This window comes from Streptomyces sp. NPDC060049, assembly GCF_042736715.1.
GTDB lineage: Bacteria > Actinomycetota > Actinomycetes > Streptomycetales > Streptomycetaceae > Streptomyces.
Genome location: NZ_JBHWVV010000007.1, coordinates 73,052 through 94,236, shown reverse-complemented (window position 1 = coordinate 94,236; position 21,185 = coordinate 73,052). Strand labels below are relative to the sequence as shown.

Below are 21,185 nucleotides of genomic sequence, written 5' to 3'. Positions count from 1 at the left end.
TCAACCGTTCGCCCCAGGAGGTCAGATTGCAGTCCAGGCGCTCCCTCGCCTTTCCCCGCGTGTTACGCAGGTCCCGGTTGCTCATAGCCTTCGGCCTCGGCTCGCTGCTGCTCGGTCTCACGCCGTGGCTCGGGGTCGCGAGCCCGGTCGGGGCCGGCCGCGCCCCGGTGCCCCGGCCCACGCCCGCCGACGGCGGCGCGGCAGTACAGTCCCCGCACCACGGCATCGCACCGGCGAACGCCATGGAACCCACGGCCCCGGTTCTCGACCGGGCCGGATGGACGGCCGCGGCGAGCGACGAGGAGACCGTCGCGGAGGACGGCCGCGCGGCCAACGTGCTCGACGGCGACGCCAACACCATGTGGCACAGCCGGTATGCCGGGACTCTCCTCCCGCTGCCGCACACCCTCACCATCGACATGCACCGCACGGCGGTGGTCTCCGCGCTCGTCTACCGCCCCCGCGCGAGCGGGGCCAACGGCCGCGTCGGTGAGTACACGATCAGTGTCAGTACGAACGGACAGGACTGGGGGAGCCCGGTCGCCACCGGCACCCTCGCGGACGACGCCGCCACCAAGACGCTCGGGTTCGCCCCGCAGGGGGCCCGGTTCCTTCGGCTGACGGCGCTCACCGAAGCCGGCAACCGAGGGCCGTGGACCTCCGCCGCCGAGATCAACCTGCTCGGCGACCCCGGAACCCCGGCGGCCACCGTCGACCTGCCCCGGACCGGATGGACGGCCGCGGCGAGCGACGAGGAGACCGTCGCGGAGAACGGCCGCGCGGCCAACGTGCTCGACGGCGACGCCGGCACCATCTGGCACAGCCGATATGCCGGCACCCCCGTCCCGCTGCCGCACACCCTCACCATCGACATGCACCGCGAGGCGGCCGTCTCCGCGCTCGTCTACCACCCCCGCGCGAGCGGGCCCAACGGCCGGGCGGGCGCCTACACCATCACCACCAGCACGAACGGCACCACCTTCGGCGCGCCCGTGGCCGTGGGCACCTGGCGGGACGACGACACCGTCAAGACCGCCACGTTCATCCGGACCGAGAACGCCCGCTTCGTCCGTCTGACCGTGACCACCGAGGCCGGCAACCGCGGGCCGTGGACCTCCGCGTCCGAGATACGCCTGAGCGGCCCGGCCGGCCCGGCCGTCCACGGCTCCTGGGGCAAGATCACCGGCTTCCCGCTGGTTCCCGTGGCCACCGCCGTCCTGCCGGGCGACAAGTTGCTCGCCTGGTCCGCCTACGCGGTCGACCGCTTCGGCGGCAGCAACGGCTACACCCAGACCGCGATCCTGGACCTGAAGACGGGCAAGGTCACCCAGCGGCGCATCGACAACACCGGCCACGACATGTTCTGCCCCGGCATAGCCATGCTGGCCGACGGCCGCGTGCTCGTCACCGGGGGCAGCAACGCGGAGAAGGCCAGCATCTACGACCCGGCCACCGACCAGTGGTCCTCCACCACCAGCATGAACATCGCCCGCGGCTACCAGGCCATGACGCTGCTCTCCACCGGCGAGGCCTTCGTCCTCGGCGGATCCTGGAGCGGAACCCCGGGTGACAAGGCCGGCGAGGTCTGGTCGCCGGACACCCGCACCTGGCGGGGGCTCCCCGGCGTCTCCGCCCTGCCGGCGATGACGGCCGACCCCGCCGGCGCCTACCGCGCCGACAACCACATGTGGCTGCACGCCACCTCGGGCGGCAAGGTGCTGCAACTCGGCCCGAGCAAGCAGATGAACTGGATCACGACCGCCGGCCAGGGCGGTATCACCGCCGCCGGCACCCGGGCCGACAGCCCGGACGCCATGACCGGCAACGCCGTCGCCTACGACATCGGCAAACTGCTCACGCTGGGCGGCTCGCCCGCCTACGAGAACACGCCCGCCACGCGGCGCGCCTACACCGTGAGCTTCACGGGCAGCCAGGTGGAGGCCGCCCGCACCGGCGACATGGGGTACGCCCGGGCCTTCAGCAACAGCGTCGTCCTGCCCGACGGCAAGGTGATCGTCTTCGGCGGACAGTCCTACCCGGTGCCGTTCAGCGACGCGACGTCGGTCCTGACCCCCGAGCTGTGGGATCCGGCAACCGGCACCTTCACCCCGCTCGCCACCATGGCGATCCCGCGCAACTACCACAGCGTGGCCAACCTGTTGCCCGACGGGCGGGTCTTCTCCGGCGGCGGGGGCCTGTGCGGAGACTGCGCGACCAACCACGCCGACGGGGCCGTCTTCACGCCGCCGTACCTGCTCAACGCCGACGGATCTCCGAAGCCGCGTCCCGTCATCACCGGAGGCGTGCCCGCCACGACGGCCCCCGGCACCTCGCTCACGGTGACGACCCAGGGCCCGGTGGCGTCCTTCGTCCTGGTGCGGTCCGCGGCGGCGACCCACTCCACCGACAACGACCAGCGCCGGGTCCCCCTCGTGTCGACCCCCGCGGGAACCGGGGCGTACACCGTGTCCGTACCCGCCGACACCGGCGTGGTCCTGCCGGGGACCTACATGCTCTTCGCCCTCGACGCGCAGGGGGTGCCGAGCACCGCCCGGTTCGTCACCGTCTCCTGACCCGCGCCCCGGGCCGCCCGAGCGGTGTCCGGTGCCCGAGCCCGGTCCGGCATCCCGCCGGGCCGGGCTCGCCCCCGTTCCGGCGGCGAGGGGGCGCCCGGTGGTCCTTGTGCCATCGACATGCGACCTACGGCGTAGGTGCGGTTACACCGGAAAGATGACAAATCATCGCTTTCGTTCCGATTGGATGGAAACCGAGGCGCCCGACGGGGGCGCCCGGACGGAGTGGTGATGAGTGCTCGGTACGCGGCCTGCTGTGCGATACCACTGATCGTGGTCGCGATCGGCTTGGCGGCGCTCTTCGGGGCGGCCCGGGTCGGCGGCAACCTCGGCAAGGCCTGGGCGATCACCTACACGGCGGATGTGACCGGATCGAGCGCGTACGGCTTCACGTACCAGGACACCGAGGGCCGCTACCCGTGGAAGGGCACCGGCCTGCGCGAGCACACCGAGGCCGACGCGGTCGGGGAACGGCGGGCGGAGGTCGTGATCGCCGACGGGAAGAAGGCCAAGGTCACGGTCACTCCCGCCAAGGGCGCGGTCGCGACCTGCTCGATCCTCCTCGACGGCCGCAAAGTACTCGCGAAGGGCACCTCGCCCTCGCCCGGCCGGCCGGCCGTCTGCGAGAGCGCCATCAGCCCGTGATCCCGGACGGCGGCCCCACCTCGCCGTCCGCCGCCGATGACCCGTCTCGCGGAGGCCGGGGGAGGGGACGCAAGTCCCGCCCCGGTCAAAGGCGTTGCGCGGGCCGCGAGGCGCGTGCGCCGGCCGCGGAGGGAGGCGAGTGGTTGTGGGACTACGACGGGGAACCCTTCGACGTGGTCTTCGCGGACACCTGGCCCGGCACGTTCACGCACCTGGAGCGGGCCTTGGCACTCGTGGCCCCCGTCGGAACGCAGGGTCGCCGGGCGCCCGCAACGGACGGTCACGAGAACGTTCCCGCAGCAGGCGCAGCAGGCGCAGCAGGCGCAGCAGGCGCAGCAGGCGCAGCAGGCGCAGCAAGCGCGGCAGGAGCATCGGGCTGACGCGGCCGGCGGAGAACCTCAGCCACCCGCCGTGCGCCGGGCCAGGGCGCGGCTTCCGCCCGCGATCGCGAGCGCGACGAGGACCAGGACCGCGGCGACCGCGAAGGTGACGCGCATGCCCGTCGCGACGGCCGCGGAGGGCGCCGTGACGACGTCCGTCGTCCCCGAGCCGAGTGCGAACACCGCGCCCATGACCGACGTGCCGGTGATGAGCCCGAGGTTGCGTGACAGGTTGAGCAGGCCCGAGGTGACCCCCCGCCGGTCCGGGGCGACGTCCGTCATCACGGCGGTGTTGTTGGCCGTTTGGAAGACCGCGTAGCCCGCGGTGACCACGACGACGGGGACGAGGTAGCCGGCCGCGCCCGGCGTTCCCGACGCCATCGACAGGACGACCGTACCGACGGCCATCGCCACGAGCCCGGCGACGGTCGCGCGCGGTGCGCCGAAACGGTCCGCGAGGCGCCCCGCCGGGACACCGGTCAGTGCGGCGACCAGGGGACCGGCCGACAGGACCAGCCCGACGAGCGCCTCACCGAGGCCGAGCGCACGGGAGAGGTAGAACGGGCCGACGACCAGCGTCGCCATCATCACCGTCGAGACGAGCGTGCTCATGACGAGGCTCGCGCTCAGCGCCGGATCACGGAACGTCGCCGGCCGGATCAGGGGTGAGGCCGCTCGTGACTGGGCGCGTACGAAGAGGGCGACCCCGAGTGCGGCACCCGCCAGGAGGGCGGCGTTGAGCACGCCGGAACCGCCGCGCCCGACCGTCATGGCGAGGGCGTAGGCCCCGAGCGCCAGAGCGAGCAGCAGCGTGCCCACGAGGTCGAAGCGGGCCCGGCCGGCCTTCGCGGGTCCCTGCTCCTGCTCCCGCTCCCGGTCGGCGGGCAGGTGGCGGAGGGCGAGGACGAGGGTCAGGACGCCCAGGGGGGCGTTGACGAGGAACAGCGCCCGCCAGCCGGGTCCGGCGATCAGTACGCCTCCCAGTGACGGACCGAGAGCGGTTCCGATCGCCGACATCGTCGCGAGCAGCCCCATGGCCCTGCCGGTCCTCGCCTGCGGGACGGTCTCGCCCACGAAGGCCATGGTCAGGGCCATCATGACGGCAGCGCCGAGGCCCTGCGCCGCGCGGGCGGCGATCAGTAGCCACAGCGAGGGTGCGAGGCCGCACAGGACCGAGGCCACCGTGAACAGGAGGATGCCGCCCAGCAGCAGCCGGCGCCGTCCGATGAGGTCACCGAGCCTGCCGACGCCGACGATCAGGGTGGTGACGGCGAGGAGGTAGGAGAGGACGATCCACTGGACTTGCTGGAAGGAGGCCGAAAACGCCTCCGCCAGCGTCGGAAGGCCGACGTTGGCGATGCTGGTGCCGAGAGAGGACAACAGCATCGAGAGCGACAGGGCGCTGAGCGCCCACCGGACCGAAGCCGTCGGCCTTCCCCCGTCGCCGGCTGCCGCGGTTCCCCGCTGTCCGGCGGTGACGGGTCTGATGGGACTCATGGTGGACTCCGTTTCCTGGTGACTCCCGCGGATCCAGCCCCTGCTCCCGAGGTCTACGCCCCGGCCGCCGGATCCGCTGATGTCCGGGAGCGTGGACCCGGCGAACGGCAGCGGCAACTCTTGTTGCCATTTCCGGGACGGCGGGATGGAATGGCGGCATGGACGAAACACCGCCCTACCGAGCGGTACTCGACGAGGTGGCCCCCCGACTGCGGCGGCTCCGCGCCCAGCGAGGCCTCACCCTGGCGGCCCTCTCCGAGGCCACCGGCATCTCCAAAAGCACCCTCTCCCGGCTGGAGTCCGGGCAGCGCCGCCCCAGCCTGGAGCTGCTGCTCCCGCTCGCCGGTGCCTACCGGGTGGCCCTGGACGACCTGGTCGGGGCGCCGGAGGTGGGGGACCCCCGCGTGCGGCTGACCCCGCACGCCCTGCCGAGCGGCGGATCGTTCATCCCCCTGACACGGACCCCGGGCCCTCTCCAGGCGTACAAGATGATCATCACCGACAGGGGCGGCGAACCGGACCACCGCACGCACGAGGGCTACGAGTGGCTGTACGTGCTCAACGGCCGGCTGAGGCTCGTCCTCGCCGACCACGACCTGGTCCTCGGCCCGGGCGAGGCAGCCGAGTTCGACACGCGCCTGCCGCACTGGTTCAGCAGCGCCGACGGCCGGCCGGTCGAGATCCTCAGCCTCTTCGGCAGGCAGGGAGAGCGCATGCACGTCCGCGCGAAGCCCAGGAGCGGCACCAGCACCTGACCGGCACCCCGAGCCGGACGCCGGGCACCCCAGCGGCGATGCGAAGCCGCCGACCGGTCACGGCGATCACGGTGCGTCGCCGCCTGCGTGGCGGTCCTCCGAGCGCGCCGCGAGAATGGAGGGGCCGCAGAGCGGGCGGCCGGGCCACGTACGGCATGTCCACGCGTGGGCACCGGGACCCGCCGATCACGTGGAGGGTTGATGCGCCCTTATCCGCCCATCGCCGAGCACGGCCTGATCGGAGACTTGCAGACCTGCGCACTCGTCTCCTCCGAGGGGGTGCTCGACTGGTTCTGCTCGCCGCGCTTCGACTCGCCCAGCATCTTCGCGGGCCTGCTCGACCACGACCGCGGCGGCTACTTCGGCATCACCGTGGACGCCCCCGGAGTCCCTGACGCGCAGGGGCCGGCACGCGGGGACGCCGACGTCGTCACCCGTCAGCTGTACCTGGCCGACACCGCCATCCTCATCACCCGCTTCCTCACCGCGGACGGCGTCGGCGAGGTCGTCGACTTCATGCCCGTCCCCGAGCAGCACACCCCCACGGACCGGCACCAAGTGGTGCGGTACATGCGCGTGGTACGCGGCACCGTGCGCTTCACGCTGGAGTGCCGTCCCCGCTTCGACTACGGCCGGGCACCGCACGAGCTCGTCCTGGACGGCTCCACCGCACGCTTCGACGGGCCGGGCGTGAGCGCATGCCTGCAAGCCGTCGGCCCCGTGACCCTGGAGGGCGACGGGCAGGACGTGCGCGCGGCCATCACCCTGCACGCCGGTGAGCACGCGGCCGTCGTGCTGACGGTCTGCGACGCGGGGAGCGAGGCACCGCCACCCCTCGGCATGGCCGAGCCGGTGCAGCAGTTCGTGGACGTGCGCCGCTTCTGGCACGACTGGATCGGCCGCTGCACCTACCGCGGCCGCTGGCAGCACATGGTCAACCGCTCCGCCATCACCCTCAAGCTCCTCACGTACGCTCCCACCGGCGGGCCCATCGCCGCGGCCACCATGGGCCTGCCCGAGCAGCAAGGCGGGGAGCGCAACTGGGACTACCGCTACACGTGGGTCCGCGACGCCTCCCTGTCGGTACGCGCCATGCGCGACCTCGGCTTCACCGACGAGGCCCACGGGTTCCGCCGCTGGTTGCAGCAACGGCTGCAGGCCGGCGGCGCCCCCAACGGCGAACCCCTGCAGATCATGTACCGCGTCGACGGCGACCCGCACCTCACCGAAGAGATCCTCGACCACCTGGAAGGGTGGCGCGGCTCGTCTCCCGTCCGCGCCGGCAACGGGGCCGCCGACCAACTCCAGCTGGACATCTACGGCGAGGCCGTCTACGCCCTCGCCGAATCCGGTCAGACCAGTGACGTCGTCGGCTACGACGCCTGGCAGCGCTCCGCGGGCGTGCTCGACTGGCTGTGCGACAACTGGGACCGTCCCGACGAGGGCATCTGGGAGACCCGCGGCGGCCAGAAGGACTTCACCTACAGTCGCCTCATGTGCTGGGTCGCCTTCGACCGCGGCATCCGCCAAGCGGTGGCCAACGCCCGTCCGGCGGACCTGACCCGCTGGACCGCCGTCCGCGACGCCATCATGGAACAGATCATGACCCGTGGGTGGAGCGCGGAGCGGCAGGCGTTCGTCCAGCACTACGGCAGCACCGTCCTGGACGCCTCCCTGCTGCTGATGCCGCTCGTCGGCTTCATCGCCCCCAAAGACCCGCGCTGGCTCTCCACCCTCGACGCCATGGACGCCGAACTGGTTTCCGACAGCCTGGTGTACCGCTATGACCCGGAGGCTTCTCCCGACGGTCTGCTGGGCTCCGAAGGCACGTTCTCCCTCTGCAGCTTCCACTACGTGTACGCGCTCGCGCGGGCGGGACGGCTCGAACAGGCCCGCTACGCCTTCGACAAGATGCTGACGTACGCCAACCACGTCGGCCTGTTCGCCGAGGAGATCGGCCCCACGGGGGAGCAACTCGGCAACTTCCCCCAGGCCTTCACCCACCTCGCCCTCATCACCGCCGCCCTCGCGCTCGACAGCGAACTCGACCAGCTCGCGAGGCCCGCGCAGTGAGAGCGGCGCGGATGACGTCCCGGACCTTCCCGCTAGCGGCCGGGAAGCAGGGGTGCGGGGTGCGTGGCCATGGTGCTTGACCTGCTTCTCATCGGCTTGGCCGTCACGCTCTTCCCCTTGCCGATCATGGCCTTCGTGCTGGTCGTCTCCGCACCCCGCGGAGTGCGGAAGGGGCTGGTCTTCGTCCTCGCCTGGCTGGCCTGCCTCGTGGTCGTCATCGCCGTCGTTCTGCTCCTCACCGGCGGGCAGCCGCCCCCGCCCCGTTCCCCGCCCTCCATCGCAGCCCTCGCCGCCACGCTGGTCATCGGTGTGGGTCTGATCGTCTACGGCGAGCACCGTCGCCGGCGCCGCCGTACCGCGACGAACGGGGCGCCCTTGGAGGAGCGGCAGCCGACTGCTTCCGCGACCTCGCTGTCGTCACGCGTGGACGACACCACCGGATGGTCCGCGGCAGCTCTCGCCGTACTCCTCCAGCCCTGGGGGATGGTCGGTGCCGCTGCCGCAACCGTCGTGCAAGCCGACCTCTCCCACACCGCGTCCTATCTGGCCCTGATGGGCTTCTGCCTCCTGGCCACCTCCAGCCTGCTGGCCATGGAGCTGTACATGGTGTTCGCGCCCGAGAAGGCCCAGCTCGCCCTGGCCGGCCTGCGCGGATGGCTCGAACGCCACAAGGACCCGGCGATCGTGGTCACCTGCCTCGCCCTCGGCCTGTGGCTCGTCGGCAGGAGCCTCTACCAGCTCACGGGATGACGGGCCGGCCAAGGAGCCGGACACGACTCACACGAGGGCGGCGGCGACCTGGGCGCCGTAGGTGTCGAGGCCCTCGGCTCCGCTGCCCGGCAGGCCGGTCAGGCCGGGCAGCAGGTCGCCGAAGGCATTGACCTCCGCGACGGCGAACCGCCGCCAGCCGACGGCGGGCAGCAGGTCGACGCCGACGCACAGGGTGCCGGGGAAGCAGGCCGCGGCCCGTTCGCAGATGTCCAGGGCGTCGGCCCAGCGGGGGCCCGCGGCCTCGACCACGGCGGACAGGTCGCCCCGGCTCCCGCCGAGGTGGAGGTTGGTCATGGGCGAGCGGCTGGTGCGGACCACGGCGTGGGTGGCCCTGCCGGCCACGACGACCACGCGCAGGTCGGCGGCACGGCCCCCAAGGGAGGCCTTGGGCCACCAGCGCTCCACGTGCAGTCCGTCCGGGGCCAGCGCGTCGACCAGCGCGGCGGTCTCCCGTTCGCTCGTGAGGCGGCGCACCCTCAGGGAATTGTGCAGGCGTCCGTCCTCGGCGGTCTCGACCGAGGTGGTGGCACGGATACGGCCCCCGCCGGCCCTCTCGACGGCGACGATGCCGGACGCGGAGGAGCCGTGGGCGAGCTTCACGAACACGCGGGGCATGCCGTGATCGTCCATGAGGGTGCGCACGTCGTCCCAGCCGCGCACCGGTGCGCCGCCGCCCGAGGTCGGGGAGCGGGGCACGGGTACCCCGGCGTCGTCCAGGGTGCGGTGGCAGCTGCGCTTGTCGAAGAGGACGGCCAGCTCGGCGGGGTCGTCGAGGCGTACGCCGCCGGTGAGGCTCAGTACGGCCGCGTTGAACCGCGCGAACCAGCGGGCACCCCCCTCCACGCGGGTGGGATCGTCCAGTCCGCGCAGGGCCCGGTCCACCTCGGGATTCTCCCCCGGCGAGTCGAGGCGGACGAGCTCGTCGGGAGCGAACGCGGCACCGCCCTCGCGCAGGACGGAGATCCAGGGCACGACGCGGGGCGCGGGCAGCCCGGCGTCGAGGACGGCCCGGGTGAACAGGGCGACGCGGCGGTTCTCGGGGTTGCCGACGACGGCCCAGCGCGGCGTGTGCTCCGTCATGACGGCCGCGCTACTCGCCGACGGCGACGAAGCGCCAGACATGGCCGTCCCACTCGTCCTCGTCCGCGTTGCCCCGGTCGAGTTCCAGTCGCACGCCGGCGCTCTCCAGGGTGTCGCGCAGGCGCTGCTTCAGCGGCTCGCTGAGGTAGTTGTGGTGGAGGTCGAGTGCCGTGAGGTGGGTGAGGGGCTGGCCGCCGAGCAGCGCGGTGCCGCCCTGGTCGGTGAGGACTCCCATGGACAGGTCGAGGGTCTCCAGGCGGGCCACGACGGGCGCGGAGGCCATGGCGGTGGCGATCTCGTCCTGGATGTCGCTGTTGCACAGCCCGAGGTGACGCAGGCTCGGCAGCCGGCCGCCGTCCATGATGGGTTCGAGGTCGCTCAGCGCGCAGTCCCCGCCGTAGTTCGCCGTGCCCAGCCAGAGGTCGAGGCGGCGCAGGGCGGGCAGGTCGCAGGCGGCGACGTCGCGCACCGCCCGGGCGGGCAGGCCGCCGGTCTGAACCGTGAGGGAGCGCAGCCGCTGGTGGGTGAGGGGAGGGATGACGAGGCCGGTGCCGCCGCGGACCCCGAACTCCTCCAGCTCGGGGAAGCCGTCGAGGAGCGGTCCGACGTCGCCCTGGCTGATCCAGGAGATCTCGCACTCCTCGGACTCCATGTCCCCGAGGAACAGGGCCCGCAGGGCGGGCAGTCGGTCGCGGGCGCCGAGGAGCGCGGCCATGATCTCCTCCGGGCCGCTGTCGTACGCGTCCTCCCACGCGCCGACCACGATCGCGCGGACGCGGGTGGTGTCGACGGCCGCGGTGAACCGCGCGAACGCCTCGGGCCAGCTCTCCTTCGCGTCGTAGGTGTCGCTGGAGACCCGCCACGCGACGGAGTCCGCCTCGGGCAGCCGGCCCAGGCCCTTCTCGTCGTCGTGACCCGGGAAGTCGTAGACGGGCAGTCCGTACGACTCCCGCAGATGGCTCGCGTCCCTCATGTTCCCGCCGTTCCTCGCCTGTCGTGTCCGCCGCGTTGCCGTCCCCGGTGCGTGCCGGGTCCGGTGGTCCGCGCCGGTGTGCCGCGTCAGCGCCGCTCGCAAGTTGTAGCAAGCGGCGCTGACAACGGCCGCGGCAGGGGCGGTCGGAGAGCTGTTGTCAGACCCCCGCCCTAGCGTGGGAAACGACGCGGCGCACCGGGCGGCGCGCAGGAGGGGGACCGCATGTACCGGCAGGGAGACGTACTCATCGTGCCGCTCGAGGAACCGGCGGTGCCGTCCCGCGCCGCTGACACGCCCTCGGAGCCGCGGGACGGGCGCGGGCGGCTCGTCCTGGCGCTGGGCGAGGTGACGGGGCACGCGCACGCCGTACTGGGGCCGGGCCGACTGGTGCGGGAGCCGGGTCCGTTGGCGCCCCTGCTGCTGCATCTGCCCGACGGGGGGCGGGTGGTGCACGAGGAGCACGCCGCGATCGTCCTGCCGAAGGGCTGGTACCGGGTGGTGAGACAGCGGGAGTACGTGCCGGGCTCGGTGCGGATCGTGGCGGACTGACGCGTGGAGAGGGCTGGGGCGGCGGCGGGCATGACGGGGATGACGGAAGTGGCGGACATGGCTGAAGTGACGGAAGTGGTCGGCGCGTTCCACGGGGTGGACGTGTGGCGGGGGGTCGCGGCGGCGACCGGACCGGCGGACCGGGCGGCAGCGGAGGCGGGCGTACTACTCGGCTACCGCGCGGCTGGGCTGCCCGAACCCGAGCGGGTGGTGTGGGCCGACTCGCCCCTGGCCGCGATGGGCCTCCTGGGCGATCAGGACGGCCCGTGCGGGACGGACGTCCGGGGGCGGAGCGTGCGGGAGGAGGTCCGCAGCGCGCCGTGGGCGGCCGAGCGCGCCCGCTTGCACGAGGGGCTGGGCCCCCTGGGCTGGGGCCGGAGGTGGGCCCTGACGGGAGCCCGGCTGTGGGAGAACACCGAGCGGCTGGCCGGCCGCATCCGCACCGGCCTCGTCGAGGAGCTGGCCGAGGACGCCGCCGGGGAGGCGGAGGTCCGGCTTCTGCTCCTGGACGCCGTGCTGGGCCAGCACGACGCGGCGTGGCTGTCCGCCTTCGACACGGGCGCGGGAACGGAGCTGGAGGGGCTCGCCGAGGTGGCCCGGGCGGCGGGCTGGTGGTGGCCGTACGAGCGGCTGGCCGTCCTGTGCGAGCGCCCGTCGGTGCTGCACCGGGACGAGGCGGGACGCCTGGACCGCGGAGACGGCCCCGCCCTCGCGTTCCCGGACGGCTTCGCCCTGTACGCGTGGCGCGGGATGCCCGTGCCCGCGGATTTCCTCGCCGGGCTGGAGGCGCTGACGCCCGAGCGCATCCGGGACGAGGAGAACGCGGAGCTGCGCCGGGTGATGCTGGAGCACTACGGCTACGAGCGCTACCTCGCCGAATCGGGTGCCGAGCCGGTGCACCGGGACGCGACGGGCGTCCTGTGGCGGATGCCGCTTCCGGGTGACGAGGACGTCGTGATGGTGGAGGTGGTCAACTCCACGCCGGAACCGGACGGCACGAGCCGCACGTACTGGCTGCGGGTGCCGCCGGACACGCGGACCGCGAGGCAGGGGGTGGCGTGGACCTTCGGGCTCGACACGGAAGCGTACGCGCCGCTCCGGGAGACCTGACGGGCCCGGCCCCCGGCGCCGGCGCGCCGGCCATACGGCACCGCACGGCATCCAGGGCTCGCAGGGGTCGGCCGGGGCCGCACCCCGGCCGGGGTGCGGCCCCGTCGCAGCCTGGATGGCCAGACCGCACCCCGTACCAGGCTCCTACCCACGTTCGCGCCGTCCATGGCCGTGTGCGGGCACGGCCGGAGCGGAGCGGCCGCGGACGGACGCCGCGGCCGGCTCAGGGGCGGAAGCGGAGCGGGTGATCGGCCGGTACCTCGACGACGGCGATGTGCACGCCGTCCGGGTCGGCGAGCCACATCTCGATCAGGCCCCAGGGCTCGCGCAGCGGGGGCCGCAGCACCTCCGCGCCGCGGGCGCGCAGTTCCTCGTACGCCGCCTGCGCGTCGGCGACTTGGAGCCACAGCCGCATCCCGGGCGCGGGCGGTGCCTCGGCACGTCCCGAGAGCTCGAGGAAGCCGCCGCCGAGGAAGTAGACCGTGCCGCGCTCGGGGCCGGTGCCGAACTCGCGGTAGACGGCGAGGCCCAGGACGTCCCCGTAGAAGACGCGCGAGCGCTCGGGATCAGTGGGGCGCAGCAGAACCCTGCTGCCCAGTACGTGCACCATGGCCGGACCTTCCCTCACCCACGGCCCGAAGGCAACGGCACGCCGTCCTGCGCGGGAGCCGCGCCGGGGCCCGCGCCGCCCTCGTCCTGCCGGATCGCGGCGGTCCTCACCGGCGCGGGCCCGCTTCGAGGACCGCCAGGACCCGGTCCGGGGTGAGGGGGAGCTCGCGGATCCGGTGGCCGCTCGCGTGGTGGAAGGCGTTGCCGACGGCCGCCGCCGTACCGACGATCCCGATCTCGCCGATGCCCTTGCTGCCCATCGGATTGAGGTGCTTGTCGTGCTCGTCCACCCAGTGCACCTCGATGTCGGGCACGTCGGCGTGCGCGGGGATGTGGTAGGAGGCGAGGTCGTTCTCGGCGAAGTCCCCGAAGGCGGGGTCCACGGTGCTGTGTTCGGTGAGGGCCATGCCCAGTCCCATGATCATGCCGCCGACGAGCTGGGAGCGTGCGGTGAGCGGGTTGAGGATGCGGCCCGCGGCGAAGACGCCCAGGAGCCGCCGGACCCGGACCTCGCCGGTGACGGTGTCGGCCTGCACCTCAGCGAAGTGGGCGCCGAAGGCGTGCCGCGCGAACGGGGACTTCTGCTTGGCGGAGGCCGTCGTATCCGCCGGGACGGACACCCCGGCCTCCGGGAGCGGTCCGGTGCGCCGGGCGAGGAGGTCGAGGAGGCTCGTACAGGCGTCGTGGACCGCCCAGCCCCAGGAGGCGGTGCCCGCCGAGCCGCCGGCCACCGAGCCCTGCGGCAGCGCCGAGTGTCCGATCTCCACCGCCACCCGGTCCAGGGGGACCCGCAGCGCGTCGGCGGCGATCTGCGCGAGGACGGTACGGGCGCCGGTGCCGAGGTCGGTGGCGTTGGTCTGTACGAGGTACGTGCCGTCCGGGAGGGCGTGCGCCCGCGCGGAGGAGGGGGCGATGTACACCGGGTAGGTGGCGGAGGCCACCCCGGTGCCGATCAGCAGCGGGCCGTCCCGTCGGGGTGTGCGCCGGGCCTTCCAGTCGAAGCGGGCGGCGCCCTCGCGCAGGCACTGCACCAGATGGCGGCTGCTGAACGGGTGCCCGGAGTCCGGTTCGGCGTCGGGCTCGTTGCGGACGCGCAGCTCGACGGGGTCCATGCCGAGGGCGTCGGCCAGTTCGTCCATGGCCGATTCCAGGGCGTACATGCCGGGGCACTCGCCGGGTGCCCGCATCCAGGAGGGCGTGGGTACGTCGAGCGGGACGACGCGGTGGGTGGTGAGCAGGGCCGGGGTGGCGTACATGACGCGGGCGGGGACGGCGGCCTGTTCCACGAACTCGCGGACGCGGGAGGTGTGGGTGGTGGCCTCGTGGGCGAGGGCCGTGAGGGTGCCGTCCGTACGGGCCCCCAGGCGCACGCGGTGCAGGGTGGGCGCGCGGTGGCCGACCACGGCCGGGAGGTGGCGCCGGGGCAGGGCGACGGTGACGGGGCGGCCGGTGTGCCGGGCGGCCATCACGGCGAGGACGACGTGCGGGCGGGGGGTGCCCTTGCAGCCGAAGGCGCCTCCGACGTGCTCGGAGACCACCGTGACGCTGTCCTCGGGCAGTGCGAAGAGCGTGGCGAGGGTGGAGCGTACGAGTCCGGAGCCCTGGCTGGAGTCGTACACGGTGAGGGTGCCGTCGGCGTCGCCGTCCGCTCCCGGGGCGGTGCCGGGCTCCCAGAGCGCGGTGGCGGCGTGCGGCTCCATGGGGTGGTTGTGCAGCGGCGGCACGGTGTACGCGCAGTCCACCCGGACCGGCGACGCGGCGAAGGCGGCGGCCGCGTCGCCCCGTTCGCGGTGGGCGGGGTAGCCGCCGTTGACCTGTTCGGGGGTGTAGGCGTCCGGGTGGCCGGTGTGCAGGACCGCGTCGTGGGGCTCGGTGTCGTAGGTGACGCGGACGGCCGCCGCCGCGGCGCGGGCCGCCTCCGGGGTCTCGGCGACGGCCAGGGCCACGTACCAGCCGCGGTGGGGTACTTCGGGGTTCTGGAGCACGAGGAGGGTGGGGTCGTCCGCGGGGCCCAGCCTGGGCGCGTCGTACGGGGTGAGGACGGTGAGGGCGCCGGGCAGCGCGAGGGCTTCGGAGGTGTCGACGGCGGTGACGCGTCCGCGGGCGACGGTTGCCGGTACCGGCCATCCGTACACCCGCCCGGGCGGGGCGTGCTCGGCCGCGTAGAGCGCCCTTCCGGTGACCTTCTCCGGGCCCTCGCGGCGGGTGGCGGGGCTGCCGAGGGCGGGCGCCGGGGCGGCGGGGCTGGAGTCCATGGCGGGTCCTCGCGATCCGGGAGGGAGTGGGGCGGAGGGCTGGTCGGGAGGGGGCGCCCGGGAGGGCCGCCGCTCGCGGGCGCCGGGGAGGTTCAGGGGCCGGCGCCACGGGCGGGGGGTTGCGCCACGAGGGAGTTCAGCACGTCGCAGGCGAGATTGCGGGCGAGGACCACCTTGAAGGCGTTGTCGCGCAGCGGCTCCGCCGCGGCCAGCTCGGCCTCGACCGCCTCCCGTACGGCGCTCTCGGTGGGCTCGGCGCCCAGCAGCCGCTCCTCGGCGGCGGTGGCGCGCCAGGGCCGGTGGGCGAGCCCGCCGAAAGCGAGCGCGACATGGCGCACGCGTCCCTCGGCGATGTCGAGCACGGCGGCGACGGAGGCGAGCGCGAAGGCGTACGAGGCGCGGTCGCGGGCCTTGCGGTACCGCGAGGGCAGGCCGGCGCGCTCCGGGGGGAGCGTGAGCGCCGTGACGATCTCGCCGGGCTCCACCACGGTGTCCCGTTCGGGGTGGTCGCCCGGGAGCCGGTGGAACGCGGTCGCCGCTACGGAACGGACGCCGTTCGGGCCCTGGAGCTCGACGGCCGCGTCGAGCGCGGCGAGCGCCACCGCCATGTCGGAGGGGTGGGTGGCGACGCACCGCGCGGAGTGGCCGAGGACGGCGTGGTCGCGGTTGACCCCGTCGCGTGCGCCGCAGCCGGTGCCGGGCTCCCGCTTGTTGCACGGTTTGGCCACGTCCTGGAAGTAGGGGCAGCGGGTGCGCTGGAGCAGGTTGCCGCCGGTGGTGGCGACATTGCGCAGCTGGGCCGAGGCGCCGGCCAGGAGGGCCTGGGACAGGGCGGGGTAGCGGGCGCGGACGAGGGGATGGAGCGCGAGGTCGCTGTTGCGGACCCCGGAGCCGACGCGCAGGCCGCCGTCCGTGGTCTCCTCGACGGAACCGAGCGGCAGACCGGTGAGATCGACGAGGGTGTCGGGGACCTCGACCCCGAGCTTCATGAGGTCCACGAGGTTGGTGCCGCCGCCGAGGTAGCGGGAGCCGGGCCGCCCGCCGTGGGCGGTGACGGCCTCCGGGACGCTGCCGGCGCGCACGTAGGCGAACGGCTTCACGCGACCACCTGTCCGTTGCCGGGGCCCTTCGCAGGGGTGGCGTCCGCGGCCGGGGAGGAGTCCGCGGCCGGGTCGGCGCCTTCCGAGGCCGCCACCACGTCCCGGACGGCGTCCACGATGCGGGGGTACGCGCCGCAGCGGCACAGGTTGCCGCTCATCGCCTCGGCGATCCCGGTGCGGCTGAGGTCCGCGGCCGCCGGGTCGGCGGCGGCCTCGGCGAGCAGGCCGGCGGCGGAGCAGAGCTGTCCGGGCGTGCAGTAGCCGCACTGGTAGGCGTCCCGTTCCAGGAAGGCCTCCTGCAGGGGGTGGGGTCCCCGCGTGCCGTCGGCGAGTCCTTCGACGGTGGTGACCCGGGTGCCGTCGTGGGCGACGGCGAGCAGCAGGCAGCTGTTGGCGCGCCGCCCGTCGACGAGGACGGTGCAGGCGCCGCACTGGCCGTGGTCGCAGCCCTTCTTGGCGCCGGTCAGGCCGAGGTGCTCCCGCAGCAGGTCCAGGAGCGTGACGCGGTGGTCCACGTCGAGCTCGTACCGCCGGCCGTTCACATGCAGCCCGACGCGGGAGCGGGTCTCCTGGATGGGATGCGCCACGGTTTCCCCTTTGTCATGGAGTGTGGAGGTACCTCCTCTCGGATAACCGGTCGGAGCGGATCTCACACCTCATGTGTGCGGCAAGCGGGTGCCCGGGCCGGTCGTGCGGCCCGGCGGTGGCTCACCTCACCGGCCGCGTCACGGCTTCCGCGGGGGCCGGATCAGGCGGCGGACGGACTCCACCACCGTCTCGCGGTGGTGGGCCAGCCGCGCCGGGGGCCAGGTGGCGCCGGGCCCTCCCGGCGCCACGCCCCCCACCGCGCCCGTCCAGGCCCCGGCCAGGCCCATCACCAGCGTGAGCAGGTCCGCCGGATCGAGCGCCGGGTCGATCAGCCCCGCCTCCTGTGCCCGCTCCACCGCCGCGATCTTGCCCCGGTAGGCCTCCGCCTCGGCGTCGGTCGAGCCGGGCTGTTCCAGCTGCTTCCACTGCACCAGCCGCATCAGGTCCGGCCGTGCCACCAGGTGGTCGAAGACCGCGCCCGCGTATCCGGGCAGGTCCTCCGCGTCGAAGGGCACCGACTCCGAGCCCGTCTCCAGGGCGCGCCGGAGCACGGCGTCGAACAGCTGCTCCTTGTTGCCGTAGTAGACGTAGATGAGCCGCTTGTTCGCCTGGGCGGCCTCCGCGATGCGGTCGACGCGCGCCCCGGCGATGCCGTACGCGGCGAATTCGGAGAAGGCCGCGTCGAGGAGGCGTGCCTTCGTTGCGCTGGAATCCCGTGCCATACGTGGGAGCCTAGCAAGTAACTATCTAGTTATTGACAAGCTGTGCAGGCGTGGCGCAGACTCAAACTATCCAGTTAGTTACTTACTGACTCACCGCCCTTGAACCAATGGAGGACACCATGGAGATCCGCGCACTGGGCGCCCAGGGACTGAAGGTCGGCGCCGAGGGCCTCGGCCTCATGGGCATGAGCGCCCACTACGGAGCCACCGACGAGACCGAGTCCCTCGCCACCATCGACCGCGCCCTCGAACTGGGCGTGACCCTGCTCGACACCGCCGAGGGCTACGGGCCCTTCCACAACGAGCAGCTCCTCGGCAAGGCCCTCGCCGGCCGCCGCGACGCCGCCGTGATCGCCACGAAGACCGGCGTCGAATTCACAGACGACGGCGCCTTCCGGGGCCACAACGGCACCCCCGAGTACATCCGCCGCTCCGCCGACCGCTCCCTGCGCCACCTCGGCACCGACCGCATCGACCTGTACTACCTCCACCGCGTCGACCCGAACGTGCCGATCGAGGAGAGCATCGGCGCGATGGCCGAGCTGGTCGCCGCCGGCAAGGTCGCCCACATCGGGATCTGCGAGGCCGCCGCGTCCACCATCGCCCGGGCCCACGCCGTCCACCCGCTGGCCGCCGTACAGACCGAGTACAGCCTCTTCGAGCGCGGGATCGAGCACGACGGCGTCATGGACACCCTGCGCGAGCTCGGGATCGGGCTCGTCGCCTACTCGCCGCTCGGCCGCGGGTTCCTCTCCGGAGCGGTGACCAGCCCGGACGATTTCGCCGCCGACGACTTCCGTCGAACGGACCCCCGCTTCCAGGGCGAGAACTTCGACCGCAACCTGGCCGTCGTCGACCAGGTCCGCCGGCTCGCGGCGCAGAAGGGGGTCACCCCCTCGCAGCTCGCGCTCGCGTGGACCCTGGGCAAGGGCGCGGTTCCGATCCCCGGGACCAAGCGCCGCCGCTATCTGGAGGAGAACGTCGCCGCGACGGCGGTCACGCTCACCGACGCCGACCTGGCTTCCATCGACGCCGTCGCGCCGCACGGCGTGGTCTCCGGGGACCGGTACGCGCCCGAGCTCATGACGTCACTGAACGGCTGACGCCACCCGCCGCGGCATGCCGGGCACGCGGGGCGGCGCGGCCCGCACCGCCCGGCAGGGCCGGGGCTCAGCTCGGGGCGGGGGACAGCACCACGAAGTCGGCGTTCGACGGGTCGAGGCAGACGGCCAGCCGGCCGACGCCCTCGACGTCCTGGGGCCCCACCTGCACGCTGCCGCCGTTCCCGGTGACCTCGGCGACCGCGGCGTCGCAGTCGGCGACGGCGAAGACCGGATGCCAGTACGGCCGACCCTTCGCCAGGGCGAGGTGCTCCGCGGGCATCTCCATGACGCCGCCGTGCATCCGCTCCTCGGGCAGCCCGGCGGGGGCGACGAGAGCGTAGGAGCCTCCGGCGCCCGGCAGGTCCATGTCGCTGAACCGCCAGCCGAAGACACCACTGTAGAAGTCCTTGGCGGCCGCCGCGTCGCTCGTGTAGAGCTCCGTCCAGAACAGCGAACCCGGCTCGTCGACCAGTTCGACGCCCTTGCTCTCGCCCGGCTGCCACACGGCGAACTGGCCGCCCAGCGGGTCGCTGTACTGCGCCATGCGCCCCCAGGCGTCGAGGTCCCTCGGTGCCACCCGTACCGTGCCGCCGGCGCGCTCGACGGCCCGGGTCGTGGCGTCCGTGTCCGCGACGCTGTAATAGACCATCCAGGCCGGACGGGCTCCCTCCTCGGTGAGCTTGCCCAGTCCCGCGACGATCTTGCCGTCCTTGCGGAACATCCCGCCTTCCATGTCCTCCCCCTCGCCCATGGACTCGTAGTCCCACCCGAGTACCGCGCCGTAGAAGGCCGCGGCGGCCCGGACGTCGGGGGAACCGAGATCGATCCAGCAGGGGGAGCCGGGGACGAAGTCAGTGGTGATCATGGGTGTGCCCTTCCACGCGGCCAGTACGGCTCAGCGTGCCACCGGACGGCGGCGCCCGCCCCCCGACCGGTCCCGCCGCGCCATCGGGGTCCCGCGGCTCCGGACGGCGCCTGCGGCGGTACCCCACCCCGGGCCCGAGGTGCCCGGGCCCGTCGACGAGCGGGGCGCAGTGGGTACAGAGTGGTCGTCCGCACGTCCCCCGCATCCGACAGCACCACTGGACCCATGGAGTTCCGCTGTGGCCACGGCCTCTCAAGCACCGGGGACGGCGCCCGCCGACCCTTGCGCCGTCCGGATCGAACGCGACGGCCCCGTCTTCACGGTGATCCTCGGCCGCCCCGCCGTCCGCAACGCGGTCGACGGTCCGACGGCGGCCCGACTCGCCGGTGCCTTCCGCGAGTTCGAGGACGACCAGGACGCGTCCGTCGCCGTGCTGTGGGGCGAGGGCGGTACGTTCTGCGCGGGCGCGGACCTCAAGGCCGTCGGCACGGACCGCGGCAACCGGGTGCTGGCGGGGGGCGACGGGCCGATGGGCCCCACGCGGATGAACCTGACCAAACCGGTGATCGCCGCGATCAGCGGCCACGCGGTGGCCGGCGGGCTCGAACTGGCCCTGTGGTGCGATCTGCGGGTCGCCGAGGAGGACGCGACGCTCGGAGTGTTCTGCCGCCGCTGGGGGGTGCCGCTGATCGACGGCGGTACGGTGCGGCTGCCGCGCCTGATCGGCGAGAGCCGCGCGATGGACCTGATCCTCACCGGCCGACCGGTGTCCGCCGCCGAGGCCCACGCGATCGGCCTCGTCAACCGCCTCGTGCCGCCCGGGGAATCCCGTCGGGCGGCGGAGCGGCTCGCCCACGAGATCGCCGGGTTCCCGCAGTCGTGCCTGCGGCACGACAGGCTCTCCGTCCGGGAACAGCACGGTCTGGACGAGCGGGAGGCCCTGGCCGTCGAGTACCGGCACGGCCTCGTCCCGCTCACCGCGGGGGAGACCCAGGCCGGCGCCGACCGCTTCGCGGGCGGCGCCGGCCGCCACGGCTCCTTCACCGGCTGAGACGTGTCGCGGGGTCGTGCTCAGTCGACTTGCAGCTCACCCATCCGGCTCCAGCCGGTCGCGCCCTCGATGGTGGTGCTGACGATCTCCGGCGTACGGGTGACCAGGGGCCGCATGGTTTCCAAGGCGGCGCGGAAGTGGTCGGAGGAGACGTGCGCCTGCGCGGCGCCGTCCTGGAACGCCTCGACGAGGACGTAGGTGTCCGGCTCCTCCAGGCTGCGGGACCACTCGAACCACAGGTTGCCGGCTTCGGCGCGGGTGGCGTTCGTGAACTCCGCGACCTTCTCCGGCCACTGGTCGACGTACTCGGGCTTGACGGGGAATTTGACCACGATGAAGATCATTCGAACAGTGTAGGAGCCGCGTGGGCGCCCCGCCGGAGCCGCGTCCACCCGCTCCTTCGGTGTCGCCCGCGCAAAGTGTGTTCGAGGTCGCCCGGTTCCGGCTGGTGCGGTGGTGTGACGGGCTGTCGTGGGCATCGGGGTG

19 protein-coding genes are annotated in these 21,185 nt (G+C 73.5%); 9 read left to right on the top strand and 10 right to left on the bottom strand.

Annotated features, from left to right (window positions below; genetic code table 11):
* Positions 1-59 precede the first annotated feature (59 nt).
* Both ACFWBY_RS15015 and ACFWBY_RS15010 read left to right on the top strand, forming a co-directional pair.
* Complete coding sequence (locus ACFWBY_RS15015) at positions 60-2,573, top strand: discoidin domain-containing protein (protein WP_385409664.1); 2,514 nt, start codon at positions 60-62, stop codon at positions 2,571-2,573.
* Between the two features lie 231 nt (positions 2,574-2,804).
* The gene (locus tag ACFWBY_RS15010) at positions 2,805-3,218 is read left to right on the top strand and encodes a hypothetical protein (protein WP_385342913.1); all 414 of its coding nucleotides are present in this window, start codon (positions 2,805-2,807) and stop codon (positions 3,216-3,218) included.
* 398 nt (positions 3,219-3,616) lie between these two features.
* Here ACFWBY_RS15010 and ACFWBY_RS15005 read toward each other — a convergent pair whose 3' ends face one another.
* Positions 3,617-5,095, bottom strand: a complete 1,479-nt coding sequence (locus ACFWBY_RS15005; protein WP_385342912.1) for an MFS transporter — start codon at positions 5,093-5,095, stop codon at positions 3,617-3,619.
* A gap of 158 nt (positions 5,096-5,253) precedes the next feature.
* Between ACFWBY_RS15005 and ACFWBY_RS15000 the strand changes: the two genes are divergently transcribed.
* From ACFWBY_RS15000 to ACFWBY_RS14990, 3 genes are all read left to right on the top strand, one after another.
* Positions 5,254-5,850: a helix-turn-helix domain-containing protein gene (locus ACFWBY_RS15000; RefSeq protein WP_385342910.1), complete on the top strand. Its 597-nt coding sequence runs from the start codon at positions 5,254-5,256 to the stop codon at positions 5,848-5,850.
* A gap of 201 nt (positions 5,851-6,051) precedes the next feature.
* On the top strand, positions 6,052-7,923 hold the full coding sequence (locus ACFWBY_RS14995) for a glycoside hydrolase family 15 protein (protein WP_385342908.1): 1,872 nt from the start codon (positions 6,052-6,054) through the stop codon (positions 7,921-7,923).
* A 69-nt stretch (positions 7,924-7,992) separates the two neighbouring features.
* The gene (locus ACFWBY_RS14990; protein WP_385342906.1) at positions 7,993-8,673 is read left to right on the top strand and encodes a GAP family protein; all 681 of its coding nucleotides are present in this window, start codon (positions 7,993-7,995) and stop codon (positions 8,671-8,673) included.
* 27 nt (positions 8,674-8,700) lie between these two features.
* Here the strand turns inward: ACFWBY_RS14990 and ACFWBY_RS14985 are convergent, their stop codons facing one another.
* Both ACFWBY_RS14985 and ACFWBY_RS14980 read right to left on the bottom strand, forming a co-directional pair.
* Positions 8,701-9,774, bottom strand: a complete 1,074-nt coding sequence (locus ACFWBY_RS14985) for an STM4014 family protein (RefSeq protein WP_385342904.1) — start codon at positions 9,772-9,774, stop codon at positions 8,701-8,703.
* A 10-nt stretch (positions 9,775-9,784) separates the two neighbouring features.
* Complete coding sequence (locus tag ACFWBY_RS14980) at positions 9,785-10,747, bottom strand: STM4015 family protein (RefSeq protein WP_385342902.1); 963 nt, start codon at positions 10,745-10,747, stop codon at positions 9,785-9,787.
* Positions 10,748-10,969: 222 nt separating this feature from the next.
* Here ACFWBY_RS14980 and ACFWBY_RS14975 point away from each other — a divergent pair, with 222 nt between their 5' ends.
* Entirely contained in the window at positions 10,970-11,296 is a 327-nt protein-coding gene (locus ACFWBY_RS14975; RefSeq protein WP_385342900.1) for a hypothetical protein, read from the top strand.
* A gap of 57 nt (positions 11,297-11,353) precedes the next feature.
* Entirely contained in the window at positions 11,354-12,406 is a 1,053-nt protein-coding gene (locus ACFWBY_RS14970; protein WP_385342898.1) for a DUF6745 domain-containing protein, read from the top strand.
* A 223-nt stretch (positions 12,407-12,629) separates the two neighbouring features.
* Here ACFWBY_RS14970 and ACFWBY_RS14965 read toward each other — a convergent pair whose 3' ends face one another.
* The 5 genes from ACFWBY_RS14965 to ACFWBY_RS14945 form a co-directional block, all read right to left on the bottom strand.
* The gene (locus ACFWBY_RS14965; RefSeq protein WP_385342896.1) at positions 12,630-13,016 is read right to left on the bottom strand and encodes a VOC family protein; all 387 of its coding nucleotides are present in this window, start codon (positions 13,014-13,016) and stop codon (positions 12,630-12,632) included.
* 106 nt (positions 13,017-13,122) lie between these two features.
* Entirely contained in the window at positions 13,123-15,270 is a 2,148-nt protein-coding gene (locus ACFWBY_RS14960; RefSeq protein ID WP_385342894.1) for a xanthine dehydrogenase family protein molybdopterin-binding subunit, read from the bottom strand.
* 92 nt (positions 15,271-15,362) lie between these two features.
* Entirely contained in the window at positions 15,363-16,370 is a 1,008-nt protein-coding gene (locus ACFWBY_RS14955) for an FAD binding domain-containing protein (RefSeq protein ID WP_385342892.1), read from the bottom strand.
* Positions 16,367-16,945 (bottom strand): (2Fe-2S)-binding protein, encoded by a 579-nt coding sequence (locus ACFWBY_RS14950; protein ID WP_385342919.1) that lies wholly within the window; start codon positions 16,943-16,945, stop codon positions 16,367-16,369. Before ACFWBY_RS14950 ends, ACFWBY_RS14955 begins: the two co-directional genes overlap by 4 nt.
* Before the next feature lie 150 nt (positions 16,946-17,095).
* Complete coding sequence (locus tag ACFWBY_RS14945) at positions 17,096-17,680, bottom strand: TetR family transcriptional regulator (protein WP_385342890.1); 585 nt, start codon at positions 17,678-17,680, stop codon at positions 17,096-17,098.
* 119 nt (positions 17,681-17,799) lie between these two features.
* Here ACFWBY_RS14945 and ACFWBY_RS14940 point away from each other — a divergent pair, with 119 nt between their 5' ends.
* A complete protein-coding gene (locus ACFWBY_RS14940; RefSeq protein ID WP_385342888.1) occupies positions 17,800-18,783 on the top strand; it encodes an aldo/keto reductase in 984 nt (327 codons plus the stop codon).
* Positions 18,784-18,850: 67 nt separating this feature from the next.
* Here ACFWBY_RS14940 and ACFWBY_RS14935 read toward each other — a convergent pair whose 3' ends face one another.
* Positions 18,851-19,648, bottom strand: a complete 798-nt coding sequence (locus ACFWBY_RS14935; protein WP_385342886.1) for a VOC family protein — start codon at positions 19,646-19,648, stop codon at positions 18,851-18,853.
* Between the two features lie 238 nt (positions 19,649-19,886).
* Between ACFWBY_RS14935 and ACFWBY_RS14930 the strand changes: the two genes are divergently transcribed.
* Entirely contained in the window at positions 19,887-20,699 is an 813-nt protein-coding gene (locus ACFWBY_RS14930) for a crotonase/enoyl-CoA hydratase family protein (RefSeq protein ID WP_385409663.1), read from the top strand.
* Positions 20,700-20,719: 20 nt separating this feature from the next.
* Here ACFWBY_RS14930 and ACFWBY_RS14925 read toward each other — a convergent pair whose 3' ends face one another.
* Positions 20,720-21,043, bottom strand: a complete 324-nt coding sequence (locus ACFWBY_RS14925; protein WP_385338047.1) for a putative quinol monooxygenase — start codon at positions 21,041-21,043, stop codon at positions 20,720-20,722.
* Between the last annotated feature and the right edge of the window lie 142 nt (positions 21,044-21,185).

What these genes read in the sequence shown, in the direction of transcription:
- ACFWBY_RS15010 (WP_385342913.1), top strand. Translation starts at nt 2,805, where the DNA reads ATGAGTGCTCGGTACGCGGCCTGCTGTGCGATACCACTGATCGTGGTC.
- ACFWBY_RS15005 (WP_385342912.1), bottom strand. Translation starts at nt 5,095, where the DNA reads ATGAGTCCCATCAGACCCGTCACCGCCGGACAGCGGGGAACCGCGGCA.
- ACFWBY_RS15000 (WP_385342910.1), top strand. Translation starts at nt 5,254, where the DNA reads ATGGACGAAACACCGCCCTACCGAGCGGTACTCGACGAGGTGGCCCCC.
- ACFWBY_RS14995 (WP_385342908.1), top strand. Translation starts at nt 6,052, where the DNA reads ATGCGCCCTTATCCGCCCATCGCCGAGCACGGCCTGATCGGAGACTTG.
- ACFWBY_RS14990 (WP_385342906.1), top strand. Translation starts at nt 7,993, where the DNA reads ATGGTGCTTGACCTGCTTCTCATCGGCTTGGCCGTCACGCTCTTCCCC.
- ACFWBY_RS14985 (WP_385342904.1), bottom strand. Translation starts at nt 9,774, where the DNA reads ATGACGGAGCACACGCCGCGCTGGGCCGTCGTCGGCAACCCCGAGAAC.
- ACFWBY_RS14980 (WP_385342902.1), bottom strand. Translation starts at nt 10,747, where the DNA reads ATGAGGGACGCGAGCCATCTGCGGGAGTCGTACGGACTGCCCGTCTAC.
- ACFWBY_RS14975 (WP_385342900.1), top strand. Translation starts at nt 10,970, where the DNA reads ATGTACCGGCAGGGAGACGTACTCATCGTGCCGCTCGAGGAACCGGCG.
- ACFWBY_RS14970 (WP_385342898.1), top strand. Translation starts at nt 11,354, where the DNA reads ATGGCTGAAGTGACGGAAGTGGTCGGCGCGTTCCACGGGGTGGACGTG.
- ACFWBY_RS14965 (WP_385342896.1), bottom strand. Translation starts at nt 13,016, where the DNA reads ATGGTGCACGTACTGGGCAGCAGGGTTCTGCTGCGCCCCACTGATCCC.
- ACFWBY_RS14960 (WP_385342894.1), bottom strand. Translation starts at nt 15,270, where the DNA reads ATGGACTCCAGCCCCGCCGCCCCGGCGCCCGCCCTCGGCAGCCCCGCC.
- ACFWBY_RS14945 (WP_385342890.1), bottom strand. Translation starts at nt 17,680, where the DNA reads ATGGCACGGGATTCCAGCGCAACGAAGGCACGCCTCCTCGACGCGGCC.
- ACFWBY_RS14940 (WP_385342888.1), top strand. Translation starts at nt 17,800, where the DNA reads ATGGAGATCCGCGCACTGGGCGCCCAGGGACTGAAGGTCGGCGCCGAG.
- ACFWBY_RS14935 (WP_385342886.1), bottom strand. Translation starts at nt 19,648, where the DNA reads ATGATCACCACTGACTTCGTCCCCGGCTCCCCCTGCTGGATCGATCTC.
- ACFWBY_RS14925 (WP_385338047.1), bottom strand. Translation starts at nt 21,043, where the DNA reads ATGATCTTCATCGTGGTCAAATTCCCCGTCAAGCCCGAGTACGTCGAC.